This window comes from Shewanella psychrophila (genome assembly GCF_002005305.1).
Taxonomy (GTDB): Bacteria; Pseudomonadota; Gammaproteobacteria; order Enterobacterales; family Shewanellaceae; genus Shewanella; species Shewanella psychrophila.
Genome location: NZ_CP014782.1, coordinates 593,480 through 619,149, shown reverse-complemented (window position 1 = coordinate 619,149; position 25,670 = coordinate 593,480). Strand labels below are relative to the sequence as shown.

Sequence of the window (25,670 nt, the reverse complement as noted above, 5' to 3'; positions counted from 1 at the left end):
ACTTCCTAACACTTTATTTTTTTGTATCGACATTTTTAGGGTCGGCTTTCTTAGTCTTTTTCTTGATTTCTGTCGTCTCTGTTTGCTGAGGGACAACACCTTTAAGTAAACTGAGCAATAGGTCCTTGTGTTGAGCAAGATAAAAACTCAACTTCTCACAGGTTACTTCATCTATGTCTAATTCTGACTCAGCTAAGAAGGGGGTTAGATTATCGGCGATATCAAGCATCTTATCGTAGGCATCAGCCTCCTTTTTAGATGTGAATGTCATTTTCTCAACCCCCTCTCGGACCACTACAAATTTAGTTACAACCGCCATAACATCCCTCTCACTGTTTATATATACAGTTGTAGGGTCTCATAAATGTAACTTCTTATGCAAGTATTCCTGAAAACCTGATATTATCTGTCTGATTGTAGTGTGATATCTATCAGGGTATTCGCCAGTAAACATGACTCCATTACAAGAAGTTCAAGTGAGTTAACAAGTATCTTCAAGTTAAGTGTTAACGATAACGGGTGTGTCAGAGAGATTGAAATTACTTACGGAACATCGATGTGCAGATACCAGTGTGACCCTGTGTCGCTCTTGCGATCTCGTAATTCGGAAGCGAGCCTTACCTTCGTCTGTTCGCGCCTTATGCCCTCGATGTCATACAGCCATCTATGATGCACCTTATTGCTCCTTAAACGGCATGTTAGCCCTTTGCCTAACCGCGATCATTTTTTTCATCCCGGCAAATTTACTCCCTGTTCTCGAGTTACATTTTCTTGGCAGCATCAGAACCACAACCACCCTCGAAGGTGCCATGGCTGTAGCAAATCAAGGGTATTGGGTCGTCGCAATTGCCGTACTCACTTCGGCGGTCATCGCACCTGGATTACTGCTTTTATCTGTGCTTTCGCAAATTTTGATCATCAAGTACCGACTAGATGTGCCTTTCTTTCGAGATATCTTGAAACGCCTGTTGAAATGTCACGGCCTACTCTCACAACTCACCATGTTAGAAATTTATATGATCAGTATTTTTGTTTCCGTTTTCCAACTCACGGACTATACCGATATCTATCTGGGAATGGGGACTTTCTGTTTTGCCATGTTGTTTCTTGTGACTCTGTTTTTACAGCGCGAATATCATCTGGATCATATGTGGAGTCTAATAGATGACTAGCCCCTCTGAGCTGCCACAGAGAAAACAAGGTAAAGATTTAAACCTTACACTCTGTCCTTCATGCCAAAAGTTGATGTCACATAAGGAAACCCATTGCTCACGCTGTGGCTCTGCGCTCGCGCTTCGAGATTATTCCAGCCTACAAAAAAGCTGGGCCTTGCTGATCACTGCCGCAATTTTATTGATCCCTGCAAATATTTATCCGATCACCATCTTTACCAGTCAGGGGCAGACACGCCACGATACTATTTTTACCGGCATTACCCACCTTATCGATCTGGACATTCTCCCTATTGCGATAATATTATTTACAGCCAGTATCTTAGTTCCTATTCTAAAAATCTGTGGGCTGACTATTTATCTGCTAGCCATCAGTTTTCGTCTGCCCATCTCCAAGAAAAGGTTGATGGTCGGTTTTCATGTTATTGAATGGATAGGACGATGGTCAATGCTTGACCTTTTTGTCATATCTATTACCGCTGCGGTGGTCAATATGGGGCAGTTACTAGATGCTAAGCCTGGACCTGCCGCAACCGCATTTGCTTTAGTGATTTTACTGACACAAGTCGCCGCTAAGGTACTTGATACTCGTTTACTCTGGGATCGATTGGAATCGAAAGATGACGCAAATTGAAACACCGAAAGTAGTTAAGAAGAAGCTTTTTTCGCCTATCTGGCTTTTGCCCCTTGTGGCTATAGCCCTAGGCTCCTGGTTAGGCATAAAAAGTATAAGAGAAGCCGGTATCGAAGTACGTATCCACTTCCCCAGCGCGACTGGTATTGATGTGGGTAAAACTTTAGTGCGGTATCAGGGCCTAACGGTTGGTAAAGTGGCCGATATCAGCATTGATGACGACCTTCAAGGCGTCAATGTCGATCTTAAAATGGATTATCGAGCAGATCCCTTTTTAAATGAGCAAACCAAATTCTGGTTAGTCACGCCTAAAGCTTCAATCACAGGAGTAGAAGGTTTAGATGCCCTTTTCTCGGGAAATTATATCGCTATTCAACCCGGTGGTGGTCAGTCACAATCCTTCTTCGAAGCTGAGACTGATGCCCCCGCTATGTTACCGGGAAGTGATGGTTTGGTCATTGAATTAACAGCCGATACCTTAGGGTCTCTGGATGTGGGTTCACAGATATTTTATCGGCAAATCCCCGTCGGAAAAATAATTAGTTATCACCTAGAAGGCTCGAGACAAATCTTACTTTCTGCCTTTATAAAGAAACAATATGCTCATCTGGTAAAAACCGACTCTCAATTCTGGAACGTGTCCGGACTCCATATCGACGCCTCACTCTCAGGTATAGAGATAAAATCTGAAAGTCTATCATCCATCCTTGCAGGAGGTCTCAGTTTCAGTTCTTCGGATGACACTCAAAGAGCCGAAAATGGACACAGTTACCGTGTCTATGACAGTCAAGAGTTAGCCCAAGGCGGCATTGAGTTCTCTCTGACTGCCACTCAATCAGATGCAGTATCGACTGGTACATCCATCGTGTTCAGAGGCATAGATATTGGCCGTATCACAGACACTCAATTAACAGATACAGGAGTTGAGTTCACGGCAAAAATTGATAAAGAATATGCTCAGTTACTCTCAGGTACGTCCCATTTCTGGCTTGAAGGCGCCGATATATCTTTGTCTGGTATCAAGCATGCGGCGCGATTGCTCACAGGTAGTGTCATTAATTTTTCACCAGGAACTGGTGAGCCTAAGCCGCAATATTCGTTATTGGATATGGCACCTGACCATGATGCAAAGTCAAAATTATCGCTAAATTTGGCCGCGGATAATAATCCGGGGATTGGGATAGGAGCTGAAGTTCGCTATAAGCAATTAGCCATCGGCAAAGTCAATGCAGTCAACCTTAATCAAGCATTAACCGGCGTAGAATACCAGATCGAAATCTGGCCTGAGTATACAGAGCTGGTCAATAGCAATAGTTACTTCATCCCCGAATCAGCTCTATCTATCCAAGCTTCCCTCGATGGCATATCGGTAGAAACTCGAGATTTATCCACCTTGACTAAAGGCGCTATCAGCCTGATACAGGGCTCCAGTAAGGTAGTGGCAAAAAATCATGCACAACTGGCTTTGTTTCACTCAACAGATGCGGCTGATGATTATTTTGACAAGCTCAATCAATTTACATTATCTCTGACGAGCTCGGATGGGGCAGGCCTTTCGCCTGGCTCACCTGTCTACTATCAAAAGATGCAAATTGGTCAGGTCGACGGAGTTGACTGGCACTCGGCTAATGAGAACTTCGATATTAACATCAGTATTCGAGACCAATTCAAACCATTAGTCAAAGCTAATAGCGTTTTTTGGCGAAACAGTGCCGTCACTGTAAATGCAGCCCTTTCAGGCATCGAAATTGATATCGCTCCCATACAAGGAGCATTAAAAGGCAGTATCACCTTAGGTTTGCTCGACGATGATGATATAGGCTCTCAAACTCATCTATATGAGTCTAAATCTCTTGCTCTCGCTCAGGCAAAACCCATTAGCCTCACCTTCCCGGCTGACGTTAAGTTAGCAGCCAAGGCGCCTATACGTTACTTAGGCCATAAAGTAGGCTCTGTCGAACGCGTCACCTTAAATAAAGATCTAATAAGCGTCAGTGTCGATGCCTATTTGTATGGAAATTATGCCCAGCATTTTACTCAAGAAGATGCCGAGTATTTCCTTGTTGAGGCTCAAATATCCCTCGCGGGTATTGAGGCTCCTGAAACCTTATTGACCGGCCCCTATATCGGCGTAAAACCTGGAATCAGTGCTCATAGCCGAACGCAGTTTATTGGTCATGTGTCCCCAGTGATTCAGGCCAAAGAGGACTGGTTACAATTTACTCTTGAGGACAGTAACCTTGGCTCAATCAAAGCCGGAACCCCCATTATTTTTAGAGGCATAAAAATTGGTGCGATTGATGCTTATCAGCTCGCCGATACAGGGAATTCAGTGCAGATGTTCGCCCATATAGATGGGCAATATCGCCACTTGGTCAATCAAACGAGTCAATTCTGGGATCTTTCCGGTGTAAAAGTCGATGTTGGGCTATTTTCAGGGGCTAAGATAGAGACAGGATCATTAGAAACCATATTGGCAGGTGGTGTAGGTGTGGTAACAGAGCAACAAACCGTGGCTAACAATCAACTGGCACCCGGTGCAAGTTTTACCTTACATGAAAAACTCGAACCTAAATGGTTAAACTGGGCTCCAGTCCAAAAGAATCAGCACTAAAGTCACTTAATAAGGAGCCAGAAAAGGAAAACATTCACCCTTCTGGCTCCTTCTTTATTACGCTTATTTAACTATGCTCTCATTTACCCACCACAGTGCTTATACTTATTTGAATTGGTAGTTAGTCTAGAGAACTTAGATTGGTATTAGTCTAGGGAGAGTTATGTCCAAAGAAATCATGAAAATAGCGGCCAGAAATTTGAAAAAAGCCGTTCCTTTGATGTTAAAGCACCAAATTCCTACCACGCCAACCAATTATGCGCTCTGGTATACCTATGTATCAGAGCAAAGTCCGGAATTAAATAAACGACTCGACACGGTTATAGAGCAGCATGATACCTGCCCTCCAGTAAATGCCGAGATACTGTATCGCGAATACGTATCAGACCCCGTCGAAGTCGATGTCCTAGACATGCGGCAAACCCTCGAGGCGATGGCGACTGAACTATCTCACTCTCTCAAAGATACTAATTTAGATGCCACTCAATTTCAGCGTCGTATCGACAGTAATTTCGAGAAATTAAATCGAATAGAGTCAGAAGGCGTCAGCTTAGAGAAGGTACTCGGTATCGTCAGAAGTTTAGTTAAAGAGTCCGATGACATACGTTCGAGCACGCAGTTTTTCACCGGTCAACTTACTAAAGCCCAGCAAGAGATAGATGCATTAAAGCACCAACTAGCTAAATCCGAACAAATCGTACTCTACGATGCACTGACCGGTATCTTCAATCGCCGTGCATTCGATAACGATCTTAGTGGCTCCCTGAGTCAATCACCTGACGGCTTGTGCCTAATCCTCATAGATATTGACCATTTCAAGGCATTTAATGACAATTATGGTCATCAGCTCGGCGATCAAGTACTTAAAGCGGTCGCAAAGCGATTAAAAGAAGCCTGCAGAGATGGCGCAAAACTCTATCGATATGGTGGCGAAGAGTTTGCCGTCATCATACCTAAAAGCCAACTTAGTTCCTCTCGTCATCTGGCCGAAGCCATGCGGCGAGGGCTGGAAAAAGTATCCCTTAAAGACAGAAGAAAAGACATTCTTATCAATAAGATCACCGCATCATTCGGCGTCGCACAATGGAATACAAATCTCGAGGGTACTGAGCTCATAGAAAAAGCGGACAAACTTCTCTATGAGGCCAAGCGCCTGGGCCGGAACAGGGTAATGCCCATATCCAGCTAAATAATACCTTACTACACCGGCAGAGCCCTCACTATGAGTCTGTAAGGACTGCCTGTTTGTAATGCATTAAATGGATAGCAAGTAATTAACGTTAATTGGTCATAGTAACTTGGCATAAGCGCACGGGTGTCAGATTCGTGCACAATTTGAGTCGAAGATACCCGGTATAAACTCGTATGCTTGTCCGCGTCTTGAAATTTTAACACCCGTCCAGCTTTAATCCCGTTCAACACAGAAAAATGGGTATCATTATGACCCGCTATGATTCTGTTCCCCCCCTCGGTCTGCAGGCCTCTACCTTGAACCATAGTAGGCCCGAAGGCTAAATTTCTGCCTGATGCACCTGACAATACATAAAAAGTTCTGTCTTCATTGCCTAAATCATCTTCCGTCATCAAGGTCAGTTTAGCCACAGGGTAAGTATCTGCCCAGCTCCATGGTTTGTGGGGTTGCTTATCCTCTAAGGTTTGTCGCCAGGCTTGCTGAATAAGATATTGTGCGAAGTACGCCTTAGCTTGCATATATGAACCTCCTCCCAATAGTAATAATCCGGTCAATATCACACTACTGCAGAGTGCTATACGCCCCACCCGTAACCCACTCATATCTCCAAGCCTTTTGATGGTCCATGTACATTGTCGCCATACTCTCCTTTTGCCTGAATTGACACTTCTTGTCGCCTTCTCTGCACAGCTAAGCTATGCAGTACCCTTAGCCCTGCTCCCTTATCTAGGCTAAAACTTGCCAAATACGCTAAGCCTAAGCCCAGCAAGATCATGCCCATCATGATAAGCAAACGACTCTCACCTCCGGTCTGAGGCAAATAGCCCACAGGGGCCTGCCAGCCAAATGGCGTTGACTGCACCACACTGGCATTATTTGACACCACGGACGAAGGCTTTGCAGGAGAGACCTCAACTGCCACTAAGCTGGTATGCTGACTCACCAGATGATATTTAAGCGCTAACGCTGTCACCTGTTTTTTGACTCTAGTCTGGTTAACCCCATCTTCACTCATCTCCAATGCGGCTATCAGCTTTCTGGCCCAGACAAGATCTAAACCTGCAGCGGATTTACGCTCATTAAGAGACAAACGGCTATGCCAATATTGCTCGCCAATCATGCCCGAAACGATTAACTCAGAGGCCGAAGCTTGGTAAATCTTAGGGCGCATCTTTATCGCGACTAACAGAGGTTCATTGGCATACAGATCTGGAACACTAATTGGCCAATGATCGGGAATAGTGCCATCGCCATAGTGCAGTTCAATATCCGTTACTTGTGGATGCTCTATCTTATACAGTAGCGATTCTATTTTCTGCTGCACCTCATCGAGATTGCCAATATAAGTGAAGCTCCCTCTACCTTTCTCAGCCGCTCTCTCCATAAAATGTGAGTTAGGTGCCGAGCCTATTCCTATTGTGAATAATCTCGAATGACCAATATTCTCCTCAATAAGGTTGAACAAGTCTTTCTCATTCGCCACGGCCCCATCTGTCATAAACAAGACTTGTTTCAACCTAGCACTATCTGAATCAGAGTGTTCTTCTTCCTGAAGATAAGCCGATTTAACCTCGCTACCCAGCGCACGAGTCAGTGCAAGCCCCATCTCTGTGCCGCCATCGGCCCTTAAGGTGCGTATAAACTGATTAGCCCTACCGATATTTTTTGCCGTGGCGGGAAGAGATTGTGGTGATAACGAATGTACATTTGAATTAAACTCTATGATATTGAAGCTGTCACGTACACCTAACCCAGCTAGTGCATAACCCATCGCCTTTTTGGCTTGTTCAATTGCCTCACCGGACATAGAGCCAGAAGTATCGATAACGAGTATCAGTTCTCTGGCAATAACGCCATTACTCTTACCCGTTTCCGGCGGGATCAGCATCAATAAGGCATAATCGCTGCTCTCTTGTGAAGCGTCTGTTTCCCTATGGGTTTGGCCATGCTGGGCATAGATGGCCGCAACGGGTTCGCTACCCGAAACCGGCGACCATTTCAGTACAAAATCTCTGTTGGCTGGTGTATCGCCCACGAGTTTGAGTCGATATTGAGTATTAGTAACTGGATGCTTTTCTATATCATGGTAAACACTGGTTATCTCACTCAGCTCTGTACCCGCATCGAGATCTATGTCTATCCTCACCTTTGCACCAGTACCTCTGCCTTCCCCATAGCCATAACTTGAGTCAACAAACTGCGCCAGTAATCTCTCAGTTGAGGGGGGGGATTTATCTTTCTCAGATCTAAGTTCAGACTCATATCTGGGATTAACTAACATAGGAAACCTGAGGCTAAATTCACCTTTTTCATACTTAACTAACTCTTGGTAACTTATCTCAACCACTAAGGTTTCAGCTGGCCCCAAGTTAGCGACGGAGGTAGTAAAGATATTTGGTCTGGATTGCTCCACCAAACTGGCTCTTTGACCTGCATCCTTGGCTTGTTCGAACTGTTTCTTAGCCTCTTCCCTTTCCCTAACTTGGCCCTCTATGACCTTTTGGCCAACGATCAAGCGCATATGATCTACCGCAGCCTCATTTGGCAAGGGAAATAGATAGCTACCATTTAACCAATAGTCACTATCATTTCTGAATGTCTGGGTGACTGTGACTCGATTGACCCATCCGGAGATCTTCATCTGAACATCTGTGTTCAGCGGCATCGCCACCTGAGGCTCATTTTCTCCTTGCTTATGATACACAAAACTTCCCTGGGTTATCTCCACGGCATCCACGGCTTGTGCCGTATTAACCCAAGATGCCATCAATATGACTATCCCGGAAATAGCAGAGCTCAGCCCCCTCCTAAGAGGGGCTTGTACATTTAAATGATGATGTAGACACAAACCAGTTCTCATCTTTATATTCCTTTATTATGAAAACCGATTAATGGTTGGCAGCAATGGCCGTGTCTTGTGATACAAACTTAATCGTTACCCTACGATCGAAGAAGTCATTTTCGAAACTCTGCTCAGAAGTAATCGGAGCACTGGCACCGTAAGCACTAGCCGTTAATCTTTGTTCACTCACCCCCTGACTTACCAGATAGCTCTTCACCTCGGCGACCCTCTGCTCTGACAGAGCCTGATTGTAGGTCGACTCCCCACGACGATCGGCATATCCGGTCAGATCTAACTTGAGATCATTAGACATTCCCAACACACTCGCTAATTCATCCAATTGAGGCTGGAAGTGTGTTTCTAACTGAGAGGAGCCAGTCTTAAATTGAATGTTTAAGCCAAGTTCCATCTCAGTCAATTTTTGCTGCCTTACCAGCTTAAGTTCGGCCAATTCACCTTGTACCGATTCATACTGATTAGAGATGAGTGCCAGAGACTGGTTATCTTCACTGAGTTGGTTAATGGTGGTTGCTTGCTCGCTTAATTTTACCTGTTGAGATTCAATCTCAGTATCATCGCCAACCGATTTCCCTATAATGCCTCCGGTAAACGCGCCGATGATAGCGCCAATGGGGCCGCCGACGACGGCACCTAGGACGATCCCTGATCCCACGCCGATTAGCTCTTCATGGTGTTCTCTTTGATTTTCAGTATCCGACGCATAACTCATATTGGAAAATGTTAATGAACTCATCACTAATGCGGCAATCAATTGTTTCTTCATCTTATTCTTCCCTACTGTCATTAACGTTATATGTCTGTTCTGAGCGGAGGTGTAACTTCGCTTCAATTCGATATGAACATTTAAACGAATAGAGATGACTTTGACGGGGAGAAAAAATGGCATTGCGACTATCAATTGTGGCAACAAAAAGGCAATCGCTTAAGTTAGCTTTTTACCTTGTGGTTTTACTGTATAGTCACACTCAATTAAGGTTAACCGGTAGTAGAGTAAGCTGCCGAGCGATTATCGATAAGCACAATCACGATAATCAATATTGAAAGGTTAAAGATCATGAAACGCATCGCCATCGTTGAAGATGAAGTCGCCATTCGCGAAAACTATAAAGAAGTATTACAACAGCAAGGCTACAGTGTTCAAGCCTATGCCAATCGTCCGATGGCGATGCAGGCCTTCTTGACTCGTCTCCCAGACCTGGCAATCATTGATATCGGACTCGAAGATGAAATCGACGGCGGGTTTACCCTTTGTCAGTCCCTCAGAGCCATGTCGAGTAACCTACCAATCATTTTTTTAACCGCGAGAGACAGCGATTTTGATACCGTATGTGGCCTCAGATTGGGCGCCGATGATTACTTGAGTAAAGATGTCAGCTTCCCCCACTTAATTGCCAGACTGGCAGCCCTGTTTCGTCGTTCCGAACTTCAAGGCAAAGAGATAGCCAATGAAAACTTACTAGAGCGAGATAAACTGGTTATCGATATCAATCGCATGCAAGTGTATTGGAACAAGACTCATATTGAACTCACGGTTACCGAGTTCTGGATGGTGCACGCACTGGCAAAACGTCCAGGGCATGTTAGAAACAGACAGGAATTGATGCAGGAAGCTAAGATTTTTGTGGATGACAGCACCATCACGTCCCATGTCAAAAGGATCAGAAAGAAGTTCCTCATCCTCGACTCAAATTTCGACTGCATCGATACCGTTTATGGAATGGGATATCGTTGGGACCCTCAGCGCTAAGCTAGACTGAGAGTTCAAAGCCAGTAAAAATGTTTAAATAAAGAGTATCTCATTTGTTATATCGCCTCCTGGACATCAGAGCTAAAGCCTCTATGTATGCTTTCCTCATCGTTAGCGAGACTAAGAATAGGATGCGCAAGCATTGGGCCTGGCTAAAGGCTAAAATCATCAAGGTAACCCCGGCTAGCTTCTCTACAATAAGCAAGAAGCTGACCGAACACTTTATGAACCTGAAGTACAAACTATCGAAATTTCATCCTCCGATAGGCCTAAGATCGAAAGTCGCCATTTTATCTCTGTTCCTGCTTTGTCTGCCCTGGTTAGGCTATCAATATGTATGGGAGATGGAAAAATACCTGAGATACGGCCAGGAGAAAACACTCGAGGGTACCACACAGGCTCTCGCTACGGCGCTACATGAACGCCCTAGCCTCTTTGACATACAAGCCAGCTTTCTTACACAGGTAGAGCAAGGGCGCGACCTCTACGCTTATCCTTTAGCCGGAGCGATTCAACTCGACGGCAGGCTACATGACTGGGCCTCCTATCGCCACAGAAGTATCAATTATGGCGAAGACCATCAAATCTTTAAACGTTTAGCCGACGCACCGTTAAACGTTAGTTTTAATCATATGGTGGGCAAATACGCTGGGTTCCTCTACGCCTTCTTTGAAGTAACAGATCCCAGTGTGATCTATCGTGGCACCAACAGCCTCAAGATCGATGTCAATGATCACCTAGCCATTGCCACATTGGCACCCGATGGAAAATTCAAACGCTACATCATCGCCACCCAAGAAGATGGTTGGGTGAGTTCCTATGAACTGCCTGAAGACCCCAAAAAAAGAATGCCTGTTACCCCGGAGCTTAAAATTCAGGGAAAGTGGGTTAAAACCCGAGTAGGTTACAATGTCGAAATACGCATGCCACTGGATATGGTCGGCAGTAAGCTGGGGTTTGCTATCTATGATGTAAACGATAAGAAGACGCGCATTCTAGATGCGATTGTCGGTACATCGGCTATCGATGATGTGGAAAGCTTAGGCACAGTACTGGTTCCATCTCCGGAAATTGAAAGCATCATCAAAGGAATGAGTCATAACAGTTCCCGTATTTGGGTGGTCGATAAACATGGACGCGTATTAGCCAAATCAGGTGACATTCGTACAAGTAGTAGTGTCTGGACCCGCACAGTGCAAGATACGCCCGATGATTCGTTCTGGGGTCACTTTAAGCGGGACTACCTCCACCGTTTCTATTATAAAATCTTAACCACACCTCCTAAAGACTTTATCGACTCCCTGCAGGACTCTACAGTGCTCAAAGGTAGCCATATCAAGAATGCATTAGCTGGTCGGCAAGGGTCCACCTGGCGTCTAACACCGGATAATAAAGCCGTCATCCTGGCTGCGGCCAGCCCTATCTGGATTGATGATAAGGTCATGGGTGTAGTGATAGCCGAGGAAACCACGCATGGTATCCGTACCCTGCGTAACAAGGCCCTGGAGAAATTGTTTAACGTCATTCTGACCATCATGAGCATGGGCACCTTAGCCCTATTCTTTTTCGCTTCCAGCATATCCAGCAGGATAAGAAAGCTCAGGGACGAAGCCGAAGAAGCAATAGACAGCCAAGGACGGATCAGAAAAACAATACAGGGCTCTGAAGTCAGAGATGAAATTGGCGATCTTTCAAGAAGTTTTGCCAGCATTGTCGGTCGCTTGGGTCAATACACTCACTACCTTGAGAATATGTCTTCACGCTTATCCCATGAGCTGAGAACCCCTGTGGCCGTGGTGCGGTCATCACTTGAGCACCTAAGCCTGCAACAGTTAGATCCTGACACCCGAAAATACGTCGATCGGGCGGAAGAAGGCGTTAGTAGACTCAATATGATCCTCAATAACATGAGCGAAGCCACACGCCTAGAAGAGAGTTTATCTCAAGCCGAAGTTGACATATTTCCTCTCTCCAAGGTCATTTCAGGATGTATGCAAGGCTATCAGCTCACCTACCCTAACAAAGAGTTTCTGGTTTCTGTCACACAGGAGCCTTTAACCATGAGTGGTGTGCCCGAGTATATCGCTCAACTCATGGATAAACTGATTGCCAACGCGTTAGAGTTCAGCACCGACAATACGCCCATTACTGTCACCCTAACGGCCAAACACAGACACGCCGAGCTAACTATTTCGAACTTTGGCCCCCTATTACCTGAAAAAATGGCAGAGCAAATTTTCGAGTCTATGGTCTCTGTTCGACAACAAAAGGCCCAAGACAAGCCTCATTTAGGTCTCGGTCTCTATATCGCCCGGCTTATCACTGACTTCCACCGCGGTTCCATCAAGGCAAGGGATCTACAAGCTCCGAACAAAAAAGGCAGCGAAAGTGCCGTTCGAGATAAATCAGGGGTCGAAATTTTGGTTTCACTACCTTATATAAAAGACTAAAACTATCATAACCAACTGAATTTTAGTTAATTTACTTAAGTGATTTAGAAACCAGATAAGAGTATACGGCACTCACGCTCCTATTTAGCCATTTAGATGTTAAGATGGCTAAAAGCCATTATTTCTCCTATTCGCTCCAGGAAGTATGCCCTATGAAAAAAGAAACCCAGATCATCAGTGTTGGACGTGACAAAAAATGGACCAAGGGCGTGATCAATCCCCCCGTATTTCGAGCATCGACTATGGTCTTCGATACTATGGAAGAGATGCGTTTTGCCACAAAAAACCGTGCTAATGGTGAGATGTTTTATGGCAGACGTGGTGGCCCTACCCACTTTGCTTTTCAGGCGGCTATCGCCGAACTCGAGGGTGGCAGCGGTACAGCGCTGTATCCATCTGGCTCAGCTGCTATCAGCGGTGCCCTATTATCATTTTTAAAAAGCGGCGATCACTTGTTGATGGTCGACAGTGCCTATGAGCCAACCCGGGATCTGTGCAACAAGTTGCTCGCAGGTTTTGGCATAGAGACGACGTATTATGATCCCATGATAGGCGAAGGTATCGCCGAGCTTATCAAACCCAATACAAAAGTCTTATTCTTAGAATCGCCAGGCTCAGTCACCATGGAAATTCAGGATGTTCCAACCCTGAGCGCAATAGCACATCAGCACGGCCTCATTGTTATGTTGGATAACACCTGGGCCTCACCGATAAATTCACGCCCTTTCGATATGGGCGTGGATATTTCCATTCAAGCGGCGACTAAATATATTGTTGGCCACTCAGATGTAATGTTAGGCACAGCAACATCGATTGATACCCACTGGGAGCAACTTAGGGAGAATAGCTACCTTATGGGGCAATGCACCTCCCCAGATGATGTCTATCTCGCCAGCCGAGGGTTGAGAACCCTTGGTGTTCGTATGCAACAGCATGAACAGAATGCCTTAAAAGTGGCAAACTGGTTAGCGACTCGCCCGGAAGTGGATCACTTAAGACACCCGGCTTTCGAGACTTGTCCCGGTCATGAGTTTTTTAAACGTGATTTCAGTGGCTCCAACGGCCTGTTCTCTTTCGTATTAAAAGAGGGAAATCTCAAATCAGTTACCGCTTTTGTAGAGAACATGGATCACTTCAAGATGGGCTTCTCATGGGGTGGATTCGAGAGTCTTATCTTAGGCGTATTCGGTATCGACAAAATCAGAACTGTCACCAGCTGGGATAGTAGTAAACCTCTTATTCGGCTACATATCGGTCTGGAAAATGCGGATGATTTAATCGCAGATCTCGAAGCTGGTTTTGAACGGTTTAACGCTGAACTAACCCGCTAACACATCGAAATTTAATATGCTCTACAGCATATCATTCCTCCATACAAAACCGCTATTTTGGCGGTTTTTTATGTCAACTTGAACTAGTTTATTACCCAAGGGAATGGCTCACCTAGCTCGACGATATCTTCATCGAGAATGACTAGGCTGGAGTTATCACCACAAAAATAGACTTGTAACAAATCAGCAGAGATTGCCGCTAATTCTCTTGCCATATTCGAAGTTTTTTCAACTAATGATACATGAGGAACGAAATGAAAAGGCACCAGAGATAAGCCTGACAGATCCCGTAAGCCCACCAGGTTTTTATCACCACACAAAATCGCAGTATCGATTGAGGGCGTCATGATCATCGCCCCAGCACTGATGCCAATAAGTGCGCCACCATGAGTTACATACTGATGAAGGACAGGGAGTAAATCCCGATATTTAAGCCACTTGAGAAAACGATAGGTATCACCTCCGGATAAGTGAATCGCATCACAATCTAGTAACTGTTTTAAGCTGGCTTCATTGAAGCCCTCTTCCAACTCTAAGTAGCAATCGAGTCTATCACCTAGCTTGCTGTACATTTGCTGAGTAGGTAAATAGTAATCTCTGGCTGAGTCAGGCTGTGAGGCGATATAACCTATGCGCTTCGAGCTTGATCCCATTGCATCCAGCACATATTTTATCCCTGCAAGACCCTTTTCGGTATTCGGATCACTAACCAATGCCAACTTCATATCGAGGACTTATCATCTAAGGAATACACCAGAATAATCACATAGCTACAAAGTCACAAGCCAATCTCGTTATTCTTGTCATAACACTGATTATTCTATAACAGGTTTGCTCAACCCTCAGCTGATTAATACTGATTTCAGTGGATTAATTATTGCTATAACGTTTGTTTTTCACGCAAAAGATTCATTAATACCCACTAATGTCAATTGACTGTTTTTTGTTAGCCTCATTTATTGCTAACATGATCGATTATCTCGCCTATTGTTTCTTTAGATTTTATTTTGGGATTTCTTCGTCATGTCCAACTGGTCTTTCTCTTTACTTACTCTTCCCCTTGCCAGCTTAATTTTCTCTGCCACAAGCTTTGCCCAGTCTGACTATCAGGCTATCAGTGATAGCTTTAAATCGCAGTTTCATGCTCAATTAAAGAAAAACAAGGTACCGGGCGGTGCCTTCGTTATTATCGACAATGATAAAATTATAAAAATGAGCACCTATGGCAAGCGAAAGAAAGGCGGTAGTCTCAATGTTAATTCAGACACAGTATTCAGACTCGCCTCAGTATCAAAAACCTTCGCAGGCACCTTAGCGACCATGTTGGTTCATGAACATAAGTTTGAATGGAATGAGCCACTACGAAAATATATGCCCGAATTTCACCTCGCCAACCCACAAGCCAGTCAGCAAGTTAAGCTCGGCCACCTCATAGGACAAAGCACTGGTCTGATGCCGAACAGTTATGACAATATTCTCAATGCCAACGGTAAACTCGAGAAGATCATTCCAAAGTTCAAAAAGTTAACCCCCATGTGCTCACCAGGCACTTGTTATAGCTACCAGAATATTGCATTTTCTTTTATTCAGCCAGTGATCGAGCAGCAAACCGGCGACAGTTACGCTAATTTGGTAGAAAAGCGTATCTTTGAGCCCCTACATATGAATACCGCCTCCATTGGTATAGATAACTTTATGGCGACAGACAATCGGGCCAGTCCACATATCAAAACTCGTTCGGGTTTCAAAAAGGTCAAGGTAAAGCCTAACTACTATCAGGTTGAGCCTGCTGCAGGCGTGAATGCGAGTATTACCGACCTTTCAAAATGGTTAATCGCAAACCTAGGAAATAACCCAGATGTACTATCCCTAAGTTTGTTGTCGGATATTCAAACTCCAGGAGTGCGCACGAGCAAAGAGTTACGCCGCCGGGAATGGAAAGCTTACCTTCATGATGCTCATTACGGCAAAGGTTGGCGTGTGTATGATTTCGAAGGAGAAAAATTAATATATCATGCAGGCTGGGTGGCAGGTTATGTCGCCGAAGTAGCCTATTCTCCTCGGCTTAAAGTTGGCATGGCCATGTTACTCAATGGCGAGTCGAGAGTCATCGCTAAGTTAGGGGCAAGTTTCTGGCATAGCGTAATTCAGCAAAAAGCTCAAATTGCCTTGAAGCAAAAGACAAGTATTCACGCCGATTAGTTGGCATAAGAAGCAGTCCATCTGCGACTGCTTCGTTCTTTAACCCGAGATAGATTAACCTAAACAGGATTGTCGATGTCTACGAACTCGTGTTCGATATCAAACTCACGGGCCAAGTGCTCACCTAAGGCCTGGATACCATATCTTTCCGTCGCATGATGACCCGCCGCAAAGTAATGTATGCCTAACTCGAGGGCACTGTGAAAGGTACGCTCCGACACTTCACCACTGATAAAAGCATCGACGCCTAAGCTCGCCGCATCGTCAATATAATCCTGAGCCCCGCCAGTACACCAGGCAATACTCTGTATTTCAGCAGTTGTATCGCCAATATGCAGTGCCTCTCTGTTAAGCACATCACTAATAAATTTAGCAAAAACACCTGCAGGAAGCGGCGTATCTAGACGTCCTTGCCAAATGAGCCCCTGAGCAATCCCTTCGACTGACTCGGCGTTAGATATCTCTAACTTTCGTCCCAGCTCGGCATTATTGCCTAGCATGGGGTGTGCATCTAGGGGAAGATGGTAACCAAAAAGATTAATGTCATGGGTCAGCAGTGCTTTTATACGCCTCTGCTTCATGCCAGTTATCACTTCTCTCTCTCCTTTCCAGAAGAATCCGTGGTGCACTAGCAGCGCATCTGCATTGAGTGCGATGGCCTTATCGATTAAAGCCTGGCAGGCCGTAACCCCTGTAACAATTTTCTTTATCTCCGTTCGCCCCTCAACTTGCAGACCGTTAGGCGCATAATCTTTAAACTTACCTACTTGCAAAAACTCTGAGAGATATTCAGTTAATTCGTTACGTGTCATCGGGTCGTCCTTATAAAAATGCTGTTTAAGTGTAACCCATCAACTAAACCCGGCACAGGTTTAACCCACTCACACTTCAAAAAAACACCTAGACGACATTTCCAGTACCTTTAATTAACTCCTTTAAAATCAAGTTAATGATCAATCATCTGAAAATAAGCCGTAAAAACCAGCAAATACACGCGATTTTCAGTGAAAATTGGACATTTTACTCGTTTAGCCTATAAAATTAAGCCAAACCTTCAAGTTAACATTAAAAAATAAATAGGTTATTACTATGTCAAAACTGACCAAAGAAGAGGTTATCAGCGCATTAGAGTCTGCTCTCGCTGCAAAGCAAGGTTCGGCTGTAACGATTGAACAAAAAGGAAGCTGGTACAAAATCGATGGCGGTAAGTCATTACGCTTTAGCGATCTCGAAACTATGCTTACCGATCTAGGTGGCAGTGAAGCTTCTGCTAAAGTGGTGCAAACCAAAGCTAAGCCGACCTCTAAAACAGCAAAGCCAAAGGCTGCAGCTAAAAAAACACCCGCAAAAAAAGCGGCTGCAAAATCAATTAAAGCCACAGGGTCTAAAGGTGGTAAAACGCCAAAAGAGTTATGGCGAGAAAAACTTGCAGGCAAAGGTCAGCTACCTCGCGGTTTCTAATCTTTATACCAATAGCATAAAAACAAAAAGGAGCCTGAGGCTCCTTTTTGTTTTTATGCTATACGATAACTTTACACGCTACATGGCGATGTCGACTCTGACACTGCCCTGAAGATATACCACTCTGACTTCATCACCGGTATTAAATACCATACCAGGATCGAGATCCTGAATGATCATCACCTGCTCTCCCCCTTCTTGGGTGATCATAAGCTCTACAAGATGTAATTCTTGATAATATGAGCTATCGCCATATCTATGGGCAGCACCCGCCCCGAGTAATGCTCCAAGCACAGTCGCAACATCTTGTCCGCTGCCACCGCCAAATTGATGACCGATCACGCCGCCAATCAATGCACCGCCAAAGGTCTTCCAACCTGTGTTTCTATCTTCTATCAGCTGTTTTTCGGTTATATTCCTTACCGAAACGACATTACCATACACCACTTTCTCAACGGGGACCGCTTGATCCCTTTGATAAGCGGCAGATACATCAAATGAAACAGTTAAAGCAATACATAAGCTAACTAACAAAGCAAAACTAGGTTTCAACATAATCATTTTTCCGCTAAATTATAATAAGGCCCATTAAGGATAATTTTACTCAATTGTGAACTCTCTGTCCTATTTAAATCATCAATTCGAACAGTTTCCAGAACCTGAGCTGGCACTGACAGACCCCAACGGGCTATTAGCCATAGGTGGTGATCTGCAGCCGCCGCGATTACTTAAGGCTTATTACGAAGGCATCTTTCCTTGGTTTAATCTTGATGACCCTATCCTTTGGTGGTCACCGGATCCTAGGGCTGTTTTTGTCCCCGGAAGCATGAAAGTCAGTCGTAGTTTAATAAAATATCTAAAAAAACAAACCTGGACCTATAGCATAAACCAGACTTTTGAAGAGGTAATAAAAGGCTGTGCAGAGCCTAGAGTGGCACAAGATGGCACCTGGATCACCACTGAAATTCAGCAAGCATACTTAACGCTGCACCAACAAGGTCAAGCCCATTCTGTAGAAGTTTGGGAAAATGGTACCCTCATAGGGGGGCTATATGGCGTGGCCATAGGACAGGTCTTTTGTGGCGAATCTATGTTCCATACCCAAACAAATGCGTCTAAAGCGGCCATGTTGATGTTGCATCAACACCTACTGAGAAGCGGCTTCAAATTAATCGATGCACAAGTGATGAACCCACACTTAGTTTCTCTAGGAGCTACAGCGCTAAAAAGAAAAGATTTTATCAAGTTGCTCAAGCGTTTTCGTGATGGTGATGTTGCAGCCAACACTTGGTTAGCCACAGAGGTATATATTGAACTCTAAATCACAACAAGTTTCAGTAGGGATCACCAAAACTTTTCCCTGCAGTTACCTAGACACTCAAATGGAGCAACTTCTGGTGCTTCAAGAAGAAAGTATCGACATCGATCTGTTCGAACAGTTATTAGCACTGGGCTTTAGACGCAGTGGCGGCACAATTTATAAACCCCAATGCCCCAATTGCACCGCTTGCCAGCCCATTCGTATACCAAGTGCGAACTTTACGCCTTCAAGACGACAAAAAAGAACACTGAAAAATAATAGAGATCTGGTATGGAAGATAATCGGCAAGCAAGCCCAATACCACTACACTTTGTACGAAAGTTATATCAATCAAAGACACTGTGATGGGCCTATGTATCCAGCTTCTGAAGAACAATATCAACATTTCATAGGCTCAGGTTGGTTAGACCCTGTCTTTATTGAGCTATGGAGCAATGACAAGCTCGTCGGGGTGGCTGTCACCGACATTCTGCCTAACAGTTTGTCGGCAATCTATAGTTTTTTTGCTCCCGATGAACACAAACGTTCTCTAGGATCTTTGCTCATTCTGATCCAATGTCGTCTGGCTAAATTGATGCAAAAAGATTTTGTTTATTTAGGCTATCAAATTGATGAGTCAAGAAAGATGAATTACAAAAAAGACTATACTCCCTATCAAATATTAACCGAATCAGGATGGCTGCAAACACCTGATGAGAAATAATTTATTAGTTTTTGGATAGGAGCCCCCGCAAGAGCGTTATTTATCAGCGATAAGTTAACCTGCTCTTTACAGCAAGGCTTAATTGCGGCATGATATGCCCGTTTTTAATATTTGAAGGCTAACAGGATAACTGATTAATGGCGAAAGAAGACAACATTGAGATGCAAGGCACGATCCTTGAAACCTTGCCGAACACAATGTTTCGTGTAGAGCTAGAGAACGGTCATGTCGTGACTGCTCACATCTCAGGCAAAATGCGTAAAAACTACATCCGTATCTTAACGGGTGATAAAGTGACAGTTCAGCTGACCCCGTACGATTTGAGCAAAGGTCGCATCGTCTTCCGTTCACGCTAAGTTAGCTAATAACAGAATTTAGAAAGCCGGCCGAGCCGGTTTTTTTAGTTAATCGTATTAAAAAAGGCTGCAATTGCAGCCTTTTTTTTATCTATTTTTTACCCACTAGCTCAGCACTTTCTCCACTCGATCCGTTGTGATCACAATCTCATTATTAACCACATCGACATGTGCCTCACCACCTTTCTCCAGATCACCAAACAATATCTGATCCGCCAGCGGTCGCTTAATAAGCTCTGTGACAACACGTGCCATGGGTCTCGCTCCCATTGACTTGTCATAGCCCTTCTCAGCCAACAGAGTTCGCGCTTCATCACTAACATGGAGAGTCACGGACTTATCATCGAGTTGAGCCTGTAACTCCACTAAGAACTTATCGACAACCTTAGCGATAACAGTCATATCCAGATGATTAAACCAGATGATTTCATCGAGCCTGTTTCTGAACTCCGGAGAGAAAATCTTATTAATCTCAGACAGTGCATCTAAGCTGTGATCTTGCTGTTTAAAACCAATAGAACTACGTACCGTTTCCTGCACACCCGCATTGGTTGTCATCACCAGCGTCACATGCCTAAAATCAGCTTTCCTGCCATTATTGTCAGTCAGGGTGCCATGATCCATCACCTGCAACAGCAAGTTGTATACATCAGGATGCGCCTTCTCAATCTCATCGAGCAAGACGACACAATGAGGGTTCTTAATCACTGCATCGGTAAGCAGCCCCCCCTGATCGTAGCCAACATAACCTGGAGGCGCACCAATCAAGCGAGATACGGTATGGCTCTCCATATACTCGGACATATCGAACCGAGCCAAGTTAAGCCCAAGACATTTAGCCAATTGACTGGTCACCTCAGTCTTACCAACACCAGTAGGACCGGCAAACAAGAAACTACCTACAGGCTTCTCTTCTCCACTAAGCCCACTTCGAGATAACCGAATTGCAGCACTAAGGCTTTCAATCGCATTATCCTGGCCAAACACCACCATCTTGAGGTTACGCTCTAAGTTCTTCAGCATATCCTTGTCAGTAGCCGATACGGACTTCTCAGGTATTCTGGCAATCTTAGCAATAATGGATTCTATCTCGCTCTGACCGATAGTCTTCTTTCTCTTGCTAGCAGGCTGCATCGCCATTCGGGCACCAGCTTCATCGATAACATCAATGGCTTTATCCGGTAAGTGACGATCATTAATGTGTTTGTCAGACAATTTAGCCGCAACACTCAAGGCCGCCATGGTGTATCTCACCCCATGATGCTCTTCATACTTAGACTTGAGTCCGCGCAATATTTTGGTTGTCTCTGCCACAGAAGGTTCGTTAACATCAATTTTTTGGAAACGTCGAGCCAAGGCACGATCTTTCTCGAAAATACTCTGATATTCCTGGAACGTGGTCGAGCCCATACATCTTAACCGGCCACCGGACAGCAGAGGCTTTAACAGGTTAGACGCATCCATCACACCACCGGAAGCGGCGCCGGCACCAATTATGGTATGAATTTCATCAATAAACAGAATAGCCTTTTCATCACTCTCAAGCTCTTTAAGCAGACTCTTGAATCGCTTCTCAAAGTCGCCCCGGTATTTTGTACCGGCAAGTAGCGCCCCGAGATCCAAAGAGTAGACAGTGACTTCGTTCATCACTTCAGGCACTTCATTGTTAACAATACGATAGGCAAGCCCCTCGGCAATTGCCGTCTTACCAACCCCAGCTTCTCCAACCAGCAGTGGATTATTCTTTCTTCGGCGACAGAGAATTTGAATCGCACGTTCAATCTCTTCACTGCGTCCGATAAGGGGATCGATATGCCCTTGTTCCACACGCTCATTGAGATTATCGGCAAACTGAGAAAGTTTACTCTTCTCTTCTTCAGACTCACTATGATCTTCGATACGTTCTTGACTCGCTCCTGAGTCGCCTTCGCTCTTAGACACACCATGAGAGATGAAATTAACCACATCGAGTCGAGTCACTTCGGCATTTCTTAATAAGTAGACTGCTTGGGATTCTTGCTCACTAAAAATAGCAACCAGCACATTGGCACCAGTGACTTCATTACGGCCCGAAGACTGGACATGAAACACTGCCCTCTGGAGCACCCTTTGGAAACCTAAAGTAGGCTGAGTTTCTCTATCATCCTCAGGATCGGCAATGATTGGCGTGGTTTGCTGAATAAAGCTAGATACCTCTTCCCTTAACTTGTCTAAATTCGAACCACAAGCGACGAGCGCTTCTTGAGCGGCTGGATTGTCAATCAAGGCCAGCAATAAATGTTCTACCGTCATGTACTCATGACGCGCATCTCTGGCTTGCTGGAACGCCAGGTTCAAGGTGACTTCGAGATCTTTGTTTAGCATAAGCACCCCCTAAATATACAACGTAACAAACCTAAATTTAGGCTTTCTCTAAAGAACACAGTAACGGATGTTCGTTTTGTCTTGCAAATTGATTTACCTGAGCAACCTTAGTTTCTGCAATTCCAAATGGAAATACACCGCAAATTCCTTTGCCTTGATGATGAATTGCCAACATGATATCTGTGGCTTCCTGTTCATTTTTTTTAAAAAAAAGTTGTAAAATTTCAATCACAAAATCCATCGGAGTGTAATCATCATTATTCAAAACCACCTTGTACATAGATGGTGGCATCAATTCTGATTCAACACGTTCTTCTACATGTTCAATGTTTCCTACTTTACCCATGTTTCAATATTAGCCTCTAGTCATCGCTTGTACCAATTGATATAAAATTTTTGAACACTTTTAGTCAACATCTCATATCTAACACACTAATTGATACAACTTTTTAACCCAGTTGTTGAGTTTTTGTTAAAATACGCTTGACTTACATACGAACTGCTTTCATTCTGTTCAACAAGCGGTGAATCAGCCCGCTCATTTAGTTTTACTATCTTACTGGTAAGTAAACAACAGAAGGAAGTGGAAGTATGGCAAACGGAACTGTTAAATGGTTCAACAACGCCAAAGGATTCGGGTTTATTTGCCCTGATGCTGGCGGTGAAGATGTTTTTGCACACTATTCTACCATTGAAATGGAAGGCTATCGAACTCTAAAAGCAGGCCAACCAGTTCAATTTGAAGTAGAAGCGGGTCCAAAAGGTATGCACGCGTCAGTAATATCGCCAACTAATTAATTTAGTGGCTAAGATCAAAAAAGGCAGGGGTGACCCTGCCTTTTTTATTGCCTGACTATTCACGCCTGAAATCTATTAACGGTTCCGGGTCATAACAAGCTAAAGTAAAACGGAGCCGGAGCGGTAAACCCACTTCGGCAGTTTTATACTCTAAGAAGCAAACAAGGCATTAAGTGTCACACTTGGTCGCATCTCAGCAACAGCCTTAACAGCATCCAAGCGATAATATCCGCCCAAATCTGCAGGGTTACCTTGTGCAGAGTTTAATTCATCAACAATCTTGTCTTCATTGCTAGTCAAGGCTTCGGCTAGCCCAGCAAACTGTGCCTTAAGCTCTGCATCCTGTGACTGACCAGCAACAGCCTGAGCCCAGTACATAGCAAGATAGAAATGACTGCCGCGGTTATCCAACTGCCCCACACGACGAGAAGGTGATTTGTTCTGATCGAGGAATTGTCCGATAGCCACATCTAGCGTATCTGCCAATACCTGTGCTTTAGCATTATTAGTCGTCTGACTCAGATGCTCTAACGATGCAGCTAAGGCCAAGAATTCACCTAATGAATCCCAACGCAGGTGTCCTTCCTTTTCAACCTGTTGCACATGCTTAGGTGCACTTCCGCCTGCACCAGTCTCAAACAGACCACCACCATTCATTAAAGGAACGATAGAGAGCATCTTAGCACTGGTACCCAACTCTAGAATTGGAAACAGATCTGTTAGGTAGTCACGCAGAACGTTCCCCGTCACTGAGATAGTATTTAACCCATCTTTAGTGCGCTGTAGGGTGAAACGTGTGGCAGCTATAGGTGACAAAATACGAATATCCAGACCATTCGTGTCATGATCGCCAAGATACTGATTCACTTTCTTAATGATTTCAGTGTCGTGTGCACGTTTCTCATCTAACCAGAATACCGCAGGCGTGTCCGATAAACGTGAGCGCTTGACTGCAAGCTTAACCCAATCCTGGATAGGCGCGTCTTTAACCTGACACATTCTCCAGATATCGCCAGCTTCAACATCGTGAGAGAGAAGAATATTGCCGTTAGTATCAATAACACTCACACTGCCTGATGCAGAGATTTCGAATGTCTTATCGTGACTTCCATATTCTTCGGCCTTCTGAGCCATCAAGCCCACATTAGGTACACTGCCCATGGTTGTTGGGTTGAAGGCACCATTTTCTTTACAGAACTGAATAGTTTCTTCATAGACACCAGCATAACAACGATCAGGGATCATGGCCTTAGTGTCTTTAGGCTGTCCATCCGGTCCCCACATCATGCCTGAGGTGCGAATTGCTGCTGGCATAGACGCATCAATGATCACATCACTAGGAACGTGTAAGTTGGTAATACCCCTATCTGAATCGACCATAGCCAATTCAGGACGAGTCAAATAAATAGCCGCAATGTCGGCTTCGATAGCGGATTTTTGCCCTGCAGGTAATGTGCTTATCTTGGCATAAACGTCACCAAGACCATTATTCACGTCAACACCTAGCTCTTCAAACAGTGCAGAATGCTTAGCAAACAACTCTTTGTAGTAAACCTTAACCGCATGACCGAAGAGAATAGGGTCAGATACTTTCATCATGGTCGCTTTCAAATGTAATGAAAGCAGCACTCCTTGCGCTTTAGCATCTTGAGTCTCACGCTCAAAAAACGCGAGTAGCGCTTGCTTACTCATCACAGCAGCATCGATCACTTCACCCGCTTTCAGGGGAAGTGAGCTTTTAAGTACCTGCTCGCTACCGTCTCTTGTCTTTAGCACGATATTGACTTGAGTTGCTTCAGTCAGAGTGACTGATTTTTCACTACCGTAAAAGTCCCCCTCATTCATGTGAGCAACGTGAGTCTTAGAGCCTTTGGCCCAAGCGCCCATTGAATGGGGATGCTTCTGAGCATATTTTTTAACTGAGCCTGGCGCACGACGATCAGAGTTACCTTCACGTAATACTGGGTTTACGGCGCTGCCTTTAATCTTATCATAACGAGCTTGAACATCTTCTTCGACAGCATTTGTCGGCTCATCGGGATATGAAGGGATATCATAGCCTTTACCTTGTAGCTCGAGAATACAGGCTTTAAGCTGTGGTATAGACGCACTGATATTGGGAAGCTTGATGATGTTGGCTTCTGGCTTACCCGCTAATTCGCCTAGTTCGGCTAAAGCGTCTGAAATTTTTTGGGTTTCAGTCAAATTCTCAGGGAAGATGGCGATGATTCGTCCCGACAAAGAAATATCACGGGTTTCAACATTGATACCAGCCGCTTGAGTAAACGTCTGGATAATAGGCAACAAAGACAATGTCGCTAACGCCGGAGCTTCGTCTGTTTCAGTGTAAATAATAGTTGATGAGTTATCGGTCATTTTCCGTCCTACGTAATTGTAAAATAAAGATTTAAGATACTTTTGATTTTTTCTTATACTGCTTTTTATCTAGATGCAGTTTTTTA

The 25,670-nt window shown here is 44.5% G+C and carries 23 protein-coding genes; 13 read left to right on the top strand and 10 right to left on the bottom strand.

Translation table 11 applies throughout. The annotated features are described in order from the left end of the window. Positions 1–13: 13 nt before the first annotated feature. Entirely contained in the window at positions 14–319 is a 306-nt protein-coding gene (locus tag sps_RS02865) for a YebG family protein (protein ID WP_077751091.1), read from the bottom strand. 214 nt (positions 320–533) lie between these two features. Here sps_RS02865 and sps_RS02860 point away from each other — a divergent pair, with 214 nt between their 5' ends. From sps_RS02860 to sps_RS02845, 4 genes are all read left to right on the top strand, one after another. Beyond that, positions 534–1,172 carry a paraquat-inducible protein A gene (locus sps_RS02860; RefSeq protein WP_169915664.1) on the top strand — a complete coding sequence of 213 codons (639 nt, stop codon included), beginning with the start codon at positions 534–536 and terminating at the stop codon, positions 1,170–1,172. Continuing rightward, positions 1,165–1,806 carry a paraquat-inducible protein A gene (locus sps_RS02855; RefSeq protein ID WP_077751090.1) on the top strand — a complete coding sequence of 214 codons (642 nt, stop codon included), beginning with the start codon at positions 1,165–1,167 and terminating at the stop codon, positions 1,804–1,806. Before sps_RS02860 ends, sps_RS02855 begins: the two co-directional genes overlap by 8 nt. Then, positions 1,793–4,420: an MlaD family protein gene (locus tag sps_RS02850; RefSeq protein WP_077751089.1), complete on the top strand. Its 2,628-nt coding sequence runs from the start codon at positions 1,793–1,795 to the stop codon at positions 4,418–4,420. Before sps_RS02855 ends, sps_RS02850 begins: the two co-directional genes overlap by 14 nt. 163 nt (positions 4,421–4,583) lie before the next feature. Next, on the top strand, positions 4,584–5,609 hold the full coding sequence (locus sps_RS02845; RefSeq protein ID WP_077751088.1) for a GGDEF domain-containing protein: 1,026 nt from the start codon (positions 4,584–4,586) through the stop codon (positions 5,607–5,609). 11 nt (positions 5,610–5,620) lie between these two features. Here sps_RS02845 and sps_RS02840 read toward each other — a convergent pair whose 3' ends face one another. From sps_RS02840 to pdsO, 3 genes are read right to left on the bottom strand one after another with little or no spacing between them, the layout of a single operon-like run. Further along, positions 5,621–6,214: a class GN sortase gene (locus tag sps_RS02840; RefSeq protein WP_077751087.1), complete on the bottom strand. Its 594-nt coding sequence runs from the start codon at positions 6,212–6,214 to the stop codon at positions 5,621–5,623. Then, positions 6,211–8,472 carry a marine proteobacterial sortase target protein gene (locus sps_RS02835; protein ID WP_077751086.1) on the bottom strand — a complete coding sequence of 754 codons (2,262 nt, stop codon included), beginning with the start codon at positions 8,470–8,472 and terminating at the stop codon, positions 6,211–6,213. The genes sps_RS02840 and sps_RS02835 overlap by 4 nt, the downstream gene beginning before the upstream one ends. A gap of 28 nt (positions 8,473–8,500) precedes the next feature. Beyond that, complete coding sequence (gene pdsO, locus sps_RS02830) at positions 8,501–9,238, bottom strand: sortase-associated OmpA-like protein PdsO (protein WP_169915663.1); 738 nt, start codon at positions 9,236–9,238, stop codon at positions 8,501–8,503. A gap of 291 nt (positions 9,239–9,529) precedes the next feature. Here pdsO and pdsR point away from each other — a divergent pair, with 291 nt between their 5' ends. From pdsR to sps_RS02815, 3 genes are all read left to right on the top strand, one after another. After that, positions 9,530–10,222, top strand: a complete 693-nt coding sequence (gene pdsR / locus sps_RS02825) for a proteobacterial dedicated sortase system response regulator (protein WP_077751085.1) — start codon at positions 9,530–9,532, stop codon at positions 10,220–10,222. Between the two features lie 224 nt (positions 10,223–10,446). Continuing rightward, positions 10,447–12,672, top strand: coding sequence for a proteobacterial dedicated sortase system histidine kinase (gene pdsS / locus sps_RS02820; RefSeq protein WP_077755523.1), 2,226 nt, complete (start codon positions 10,447–10,449; stop codon positions 12,670–12,672). A gap of 152 nt (positions 12,673–12,824) precedes the next feature. After that, a complete protein-coding gene (locus sps_RS02815; protein WP_077751084.1) occupies positions 12,825–14,003 on the top strand; it encodes a cystathionine beta-lyase in 1,179 nt (392 codons plus the stop codon). 83 nt (positions 14,004–14,086) lie between these two features. On the opposite strand, the gene sps_RS02810 is transcribed toward sps_RS02815, so the two are convergent. Further along, complete coding sequence (locus sps_RS02810; protein WP_077751083.1) at positions 14,087–14,728, bottom strand: Type 1 glutamine amidotransferase-like domain-containing protein; 642 nt, start codon at positions 14,726–14,728, stop codon at positions 14,087–14,089. Between the two features lie 298 nt (positions 14,729–15,026). On the opposite strand from sps_RS02810, the gene sps_RS02805 reads away from it, so the two are divergent. Next, on the top strand, positions 15,027–16,205 hold the full coding sequence (locus sps_RS02805; RefSeq protein ID WP_077751082.1) for a serine hydrolase domain-containing protein: 1,179 nt from the start codon (positions 15,027–15,029) through the stop codon (positions 16,203–16,205). A 59-nt stretch (positions 16,206–16,264) separates the two neighbouring features. Here the strand turns inward: sps_RS02805 and sps_RS02800 are convergent, their stop codons facing one another. Beyond that, positions 16,265–17,017: a Nif3-like dinuclear metal center hexameric protein gene (locus tag sps_RS02800; RefSeq protein ID WP_077751081.1), complete on the bottom strand. Its 753-nt coding sequence runs from the start codon at positions 17,015–17,017 to the stop codon at positions 16,265–16,267. A 277-nt stretch (positions 17,018–17,294) separates the two neighbouring features. Here sps_RS02800 and sps_RS02795 point away from each other — a divergent pair, with 277 nt between their 5' ends. Then, positions 17,295–17,666: a hypothetical protein gene (locus sps_RS02795; protein ID WP_077751080.1), complete on the top strand. Its 372-nt coding sequence runs from the start codon at positions 17,295–17,297 to the stop codon at positions 17,664–17,666. Positions 17,667–17,744: 78 nt separating this feature from the next. On the opposite strand, the gene sps_RS02790 is transcribed toward sps_RS02795, so the two are convergent. After that, positions 17,745–18,221 carry an outer membrane lipoprotein gene (locus sps_RS02790; RefSeq protein WP_077755522.1) on the bottom strand — a complete coding sequence of 159 codons (477 nt, stop codon included), beginning with the start codon at positions 18,219–18,221 and terminating at the stop codon, positions 17,745–17,747. Positions 18,222–18,276: 55 nt separating this feature from the next. Here sps_RS02790 and aat point away from each other — a divergent pair, with 55 nt between their 5' ends. The 3 genes from aat to infA all read left to right on the top strand — a co-directional run bounded on the left by aat (position 18,277) and on the right by infA (position 20,046). After that, positions 18,277–18,987 (top strand): leucyl/phenylalanyl-tRNA--protein transferase, encoded by a 711-nt coding sequence (gene aat / locus sps_RS02785; RefSeq protein ID WP_077751079.1) that lies wholly within the window; start codon positions 18,277–18,279, stop codon positions 18,985–18,987. Next, positions 18,977–19,690, top strand: coding sequence for an arginyltransferase (locus sps_RS02780; RefSeq protein WP_077751078.1), 714 nt, complete (start codon positions 18,977–18,979; stop codon positions 19,688–19,690). The genes aat and sps_RS02780 overlap by 11 nt, the downstream gene beginning before the upstream one ends. A 137-nt stretch (positions 19,691–19,827) precedes the next feature. Continuing rightward, complete coding sequence (gene infA / locus sps_RS02775; RefSeq protein WP_005500725.1) at positions 19,828–20,046, top strand: translation initiation factor IF-1; 219 nt, start codon at positions 19,828–19,830, stop codon at positions 20,044–20,046. A gap of 105 nt (positions 20,047–20,151) precedes the next feature. Here infA and clpA read toward each other — a convergent pair whose 3' ends face one another. Then, positions 20,152–22,410 carry an ATP-dependent Clp protease ATP-binding subunit ClpA gene (gene clpA, locus sps_RS02770; RefSeq protein WP_077751077.1) on the bottom strand — a complete coding sequence of 753 codons (2,259 nt, stop codon included), beginning with the start codon at positions 22,408–22,410 and terminating at the stop codon, positions 20,152–20,154. Between the two features lie 37 nt (positions 22,411–22,447). Next, complete coding sequence (gene clpS / locus sps_RS02765; protein ID WP_005500727.1) at positions 22,448–22,756, bottom strand: ATP-dependent Clp protease adapter ClpS; 309 nt, start codon at positions 22,754–22,756, stop codon at positions 22,448–22,450. Between the two features lie 245 nt (positions 22,757–23,001). On the opposite strand from clpS, the gene cspD reads away from it, so the two are divergent. Then, positions 23,002–23,208, top strand: coding sequence for a cold shock domain-containing protein CspD (cspD, locus tag sps_RS02760; RefSeq protein WP_077751076.1), 207 nt, complete (start codon positions 23,002–23,004; stop codon positions 23,206–23,208). A 150-nt stretch (positions 23,209–23,358) separates the two neighbouring features. Here the strand turns inward: cspD and sps_RS02755 are convergent, their stop codons facing one another. After that, positions 23,359–25,584 (bottom strand): NADP-dependent isocitrate dehydrogenase, encoded by a 2,226-nt coding sequence (locus sps_RS02755; protein ID WP_077751075.1) that lies wholly within the window; start codon positions 25,582–25,584, stop codon positions 23,359–23,361. Positions 25,585–25,670 lie beyond the last annotated feature (86 nt).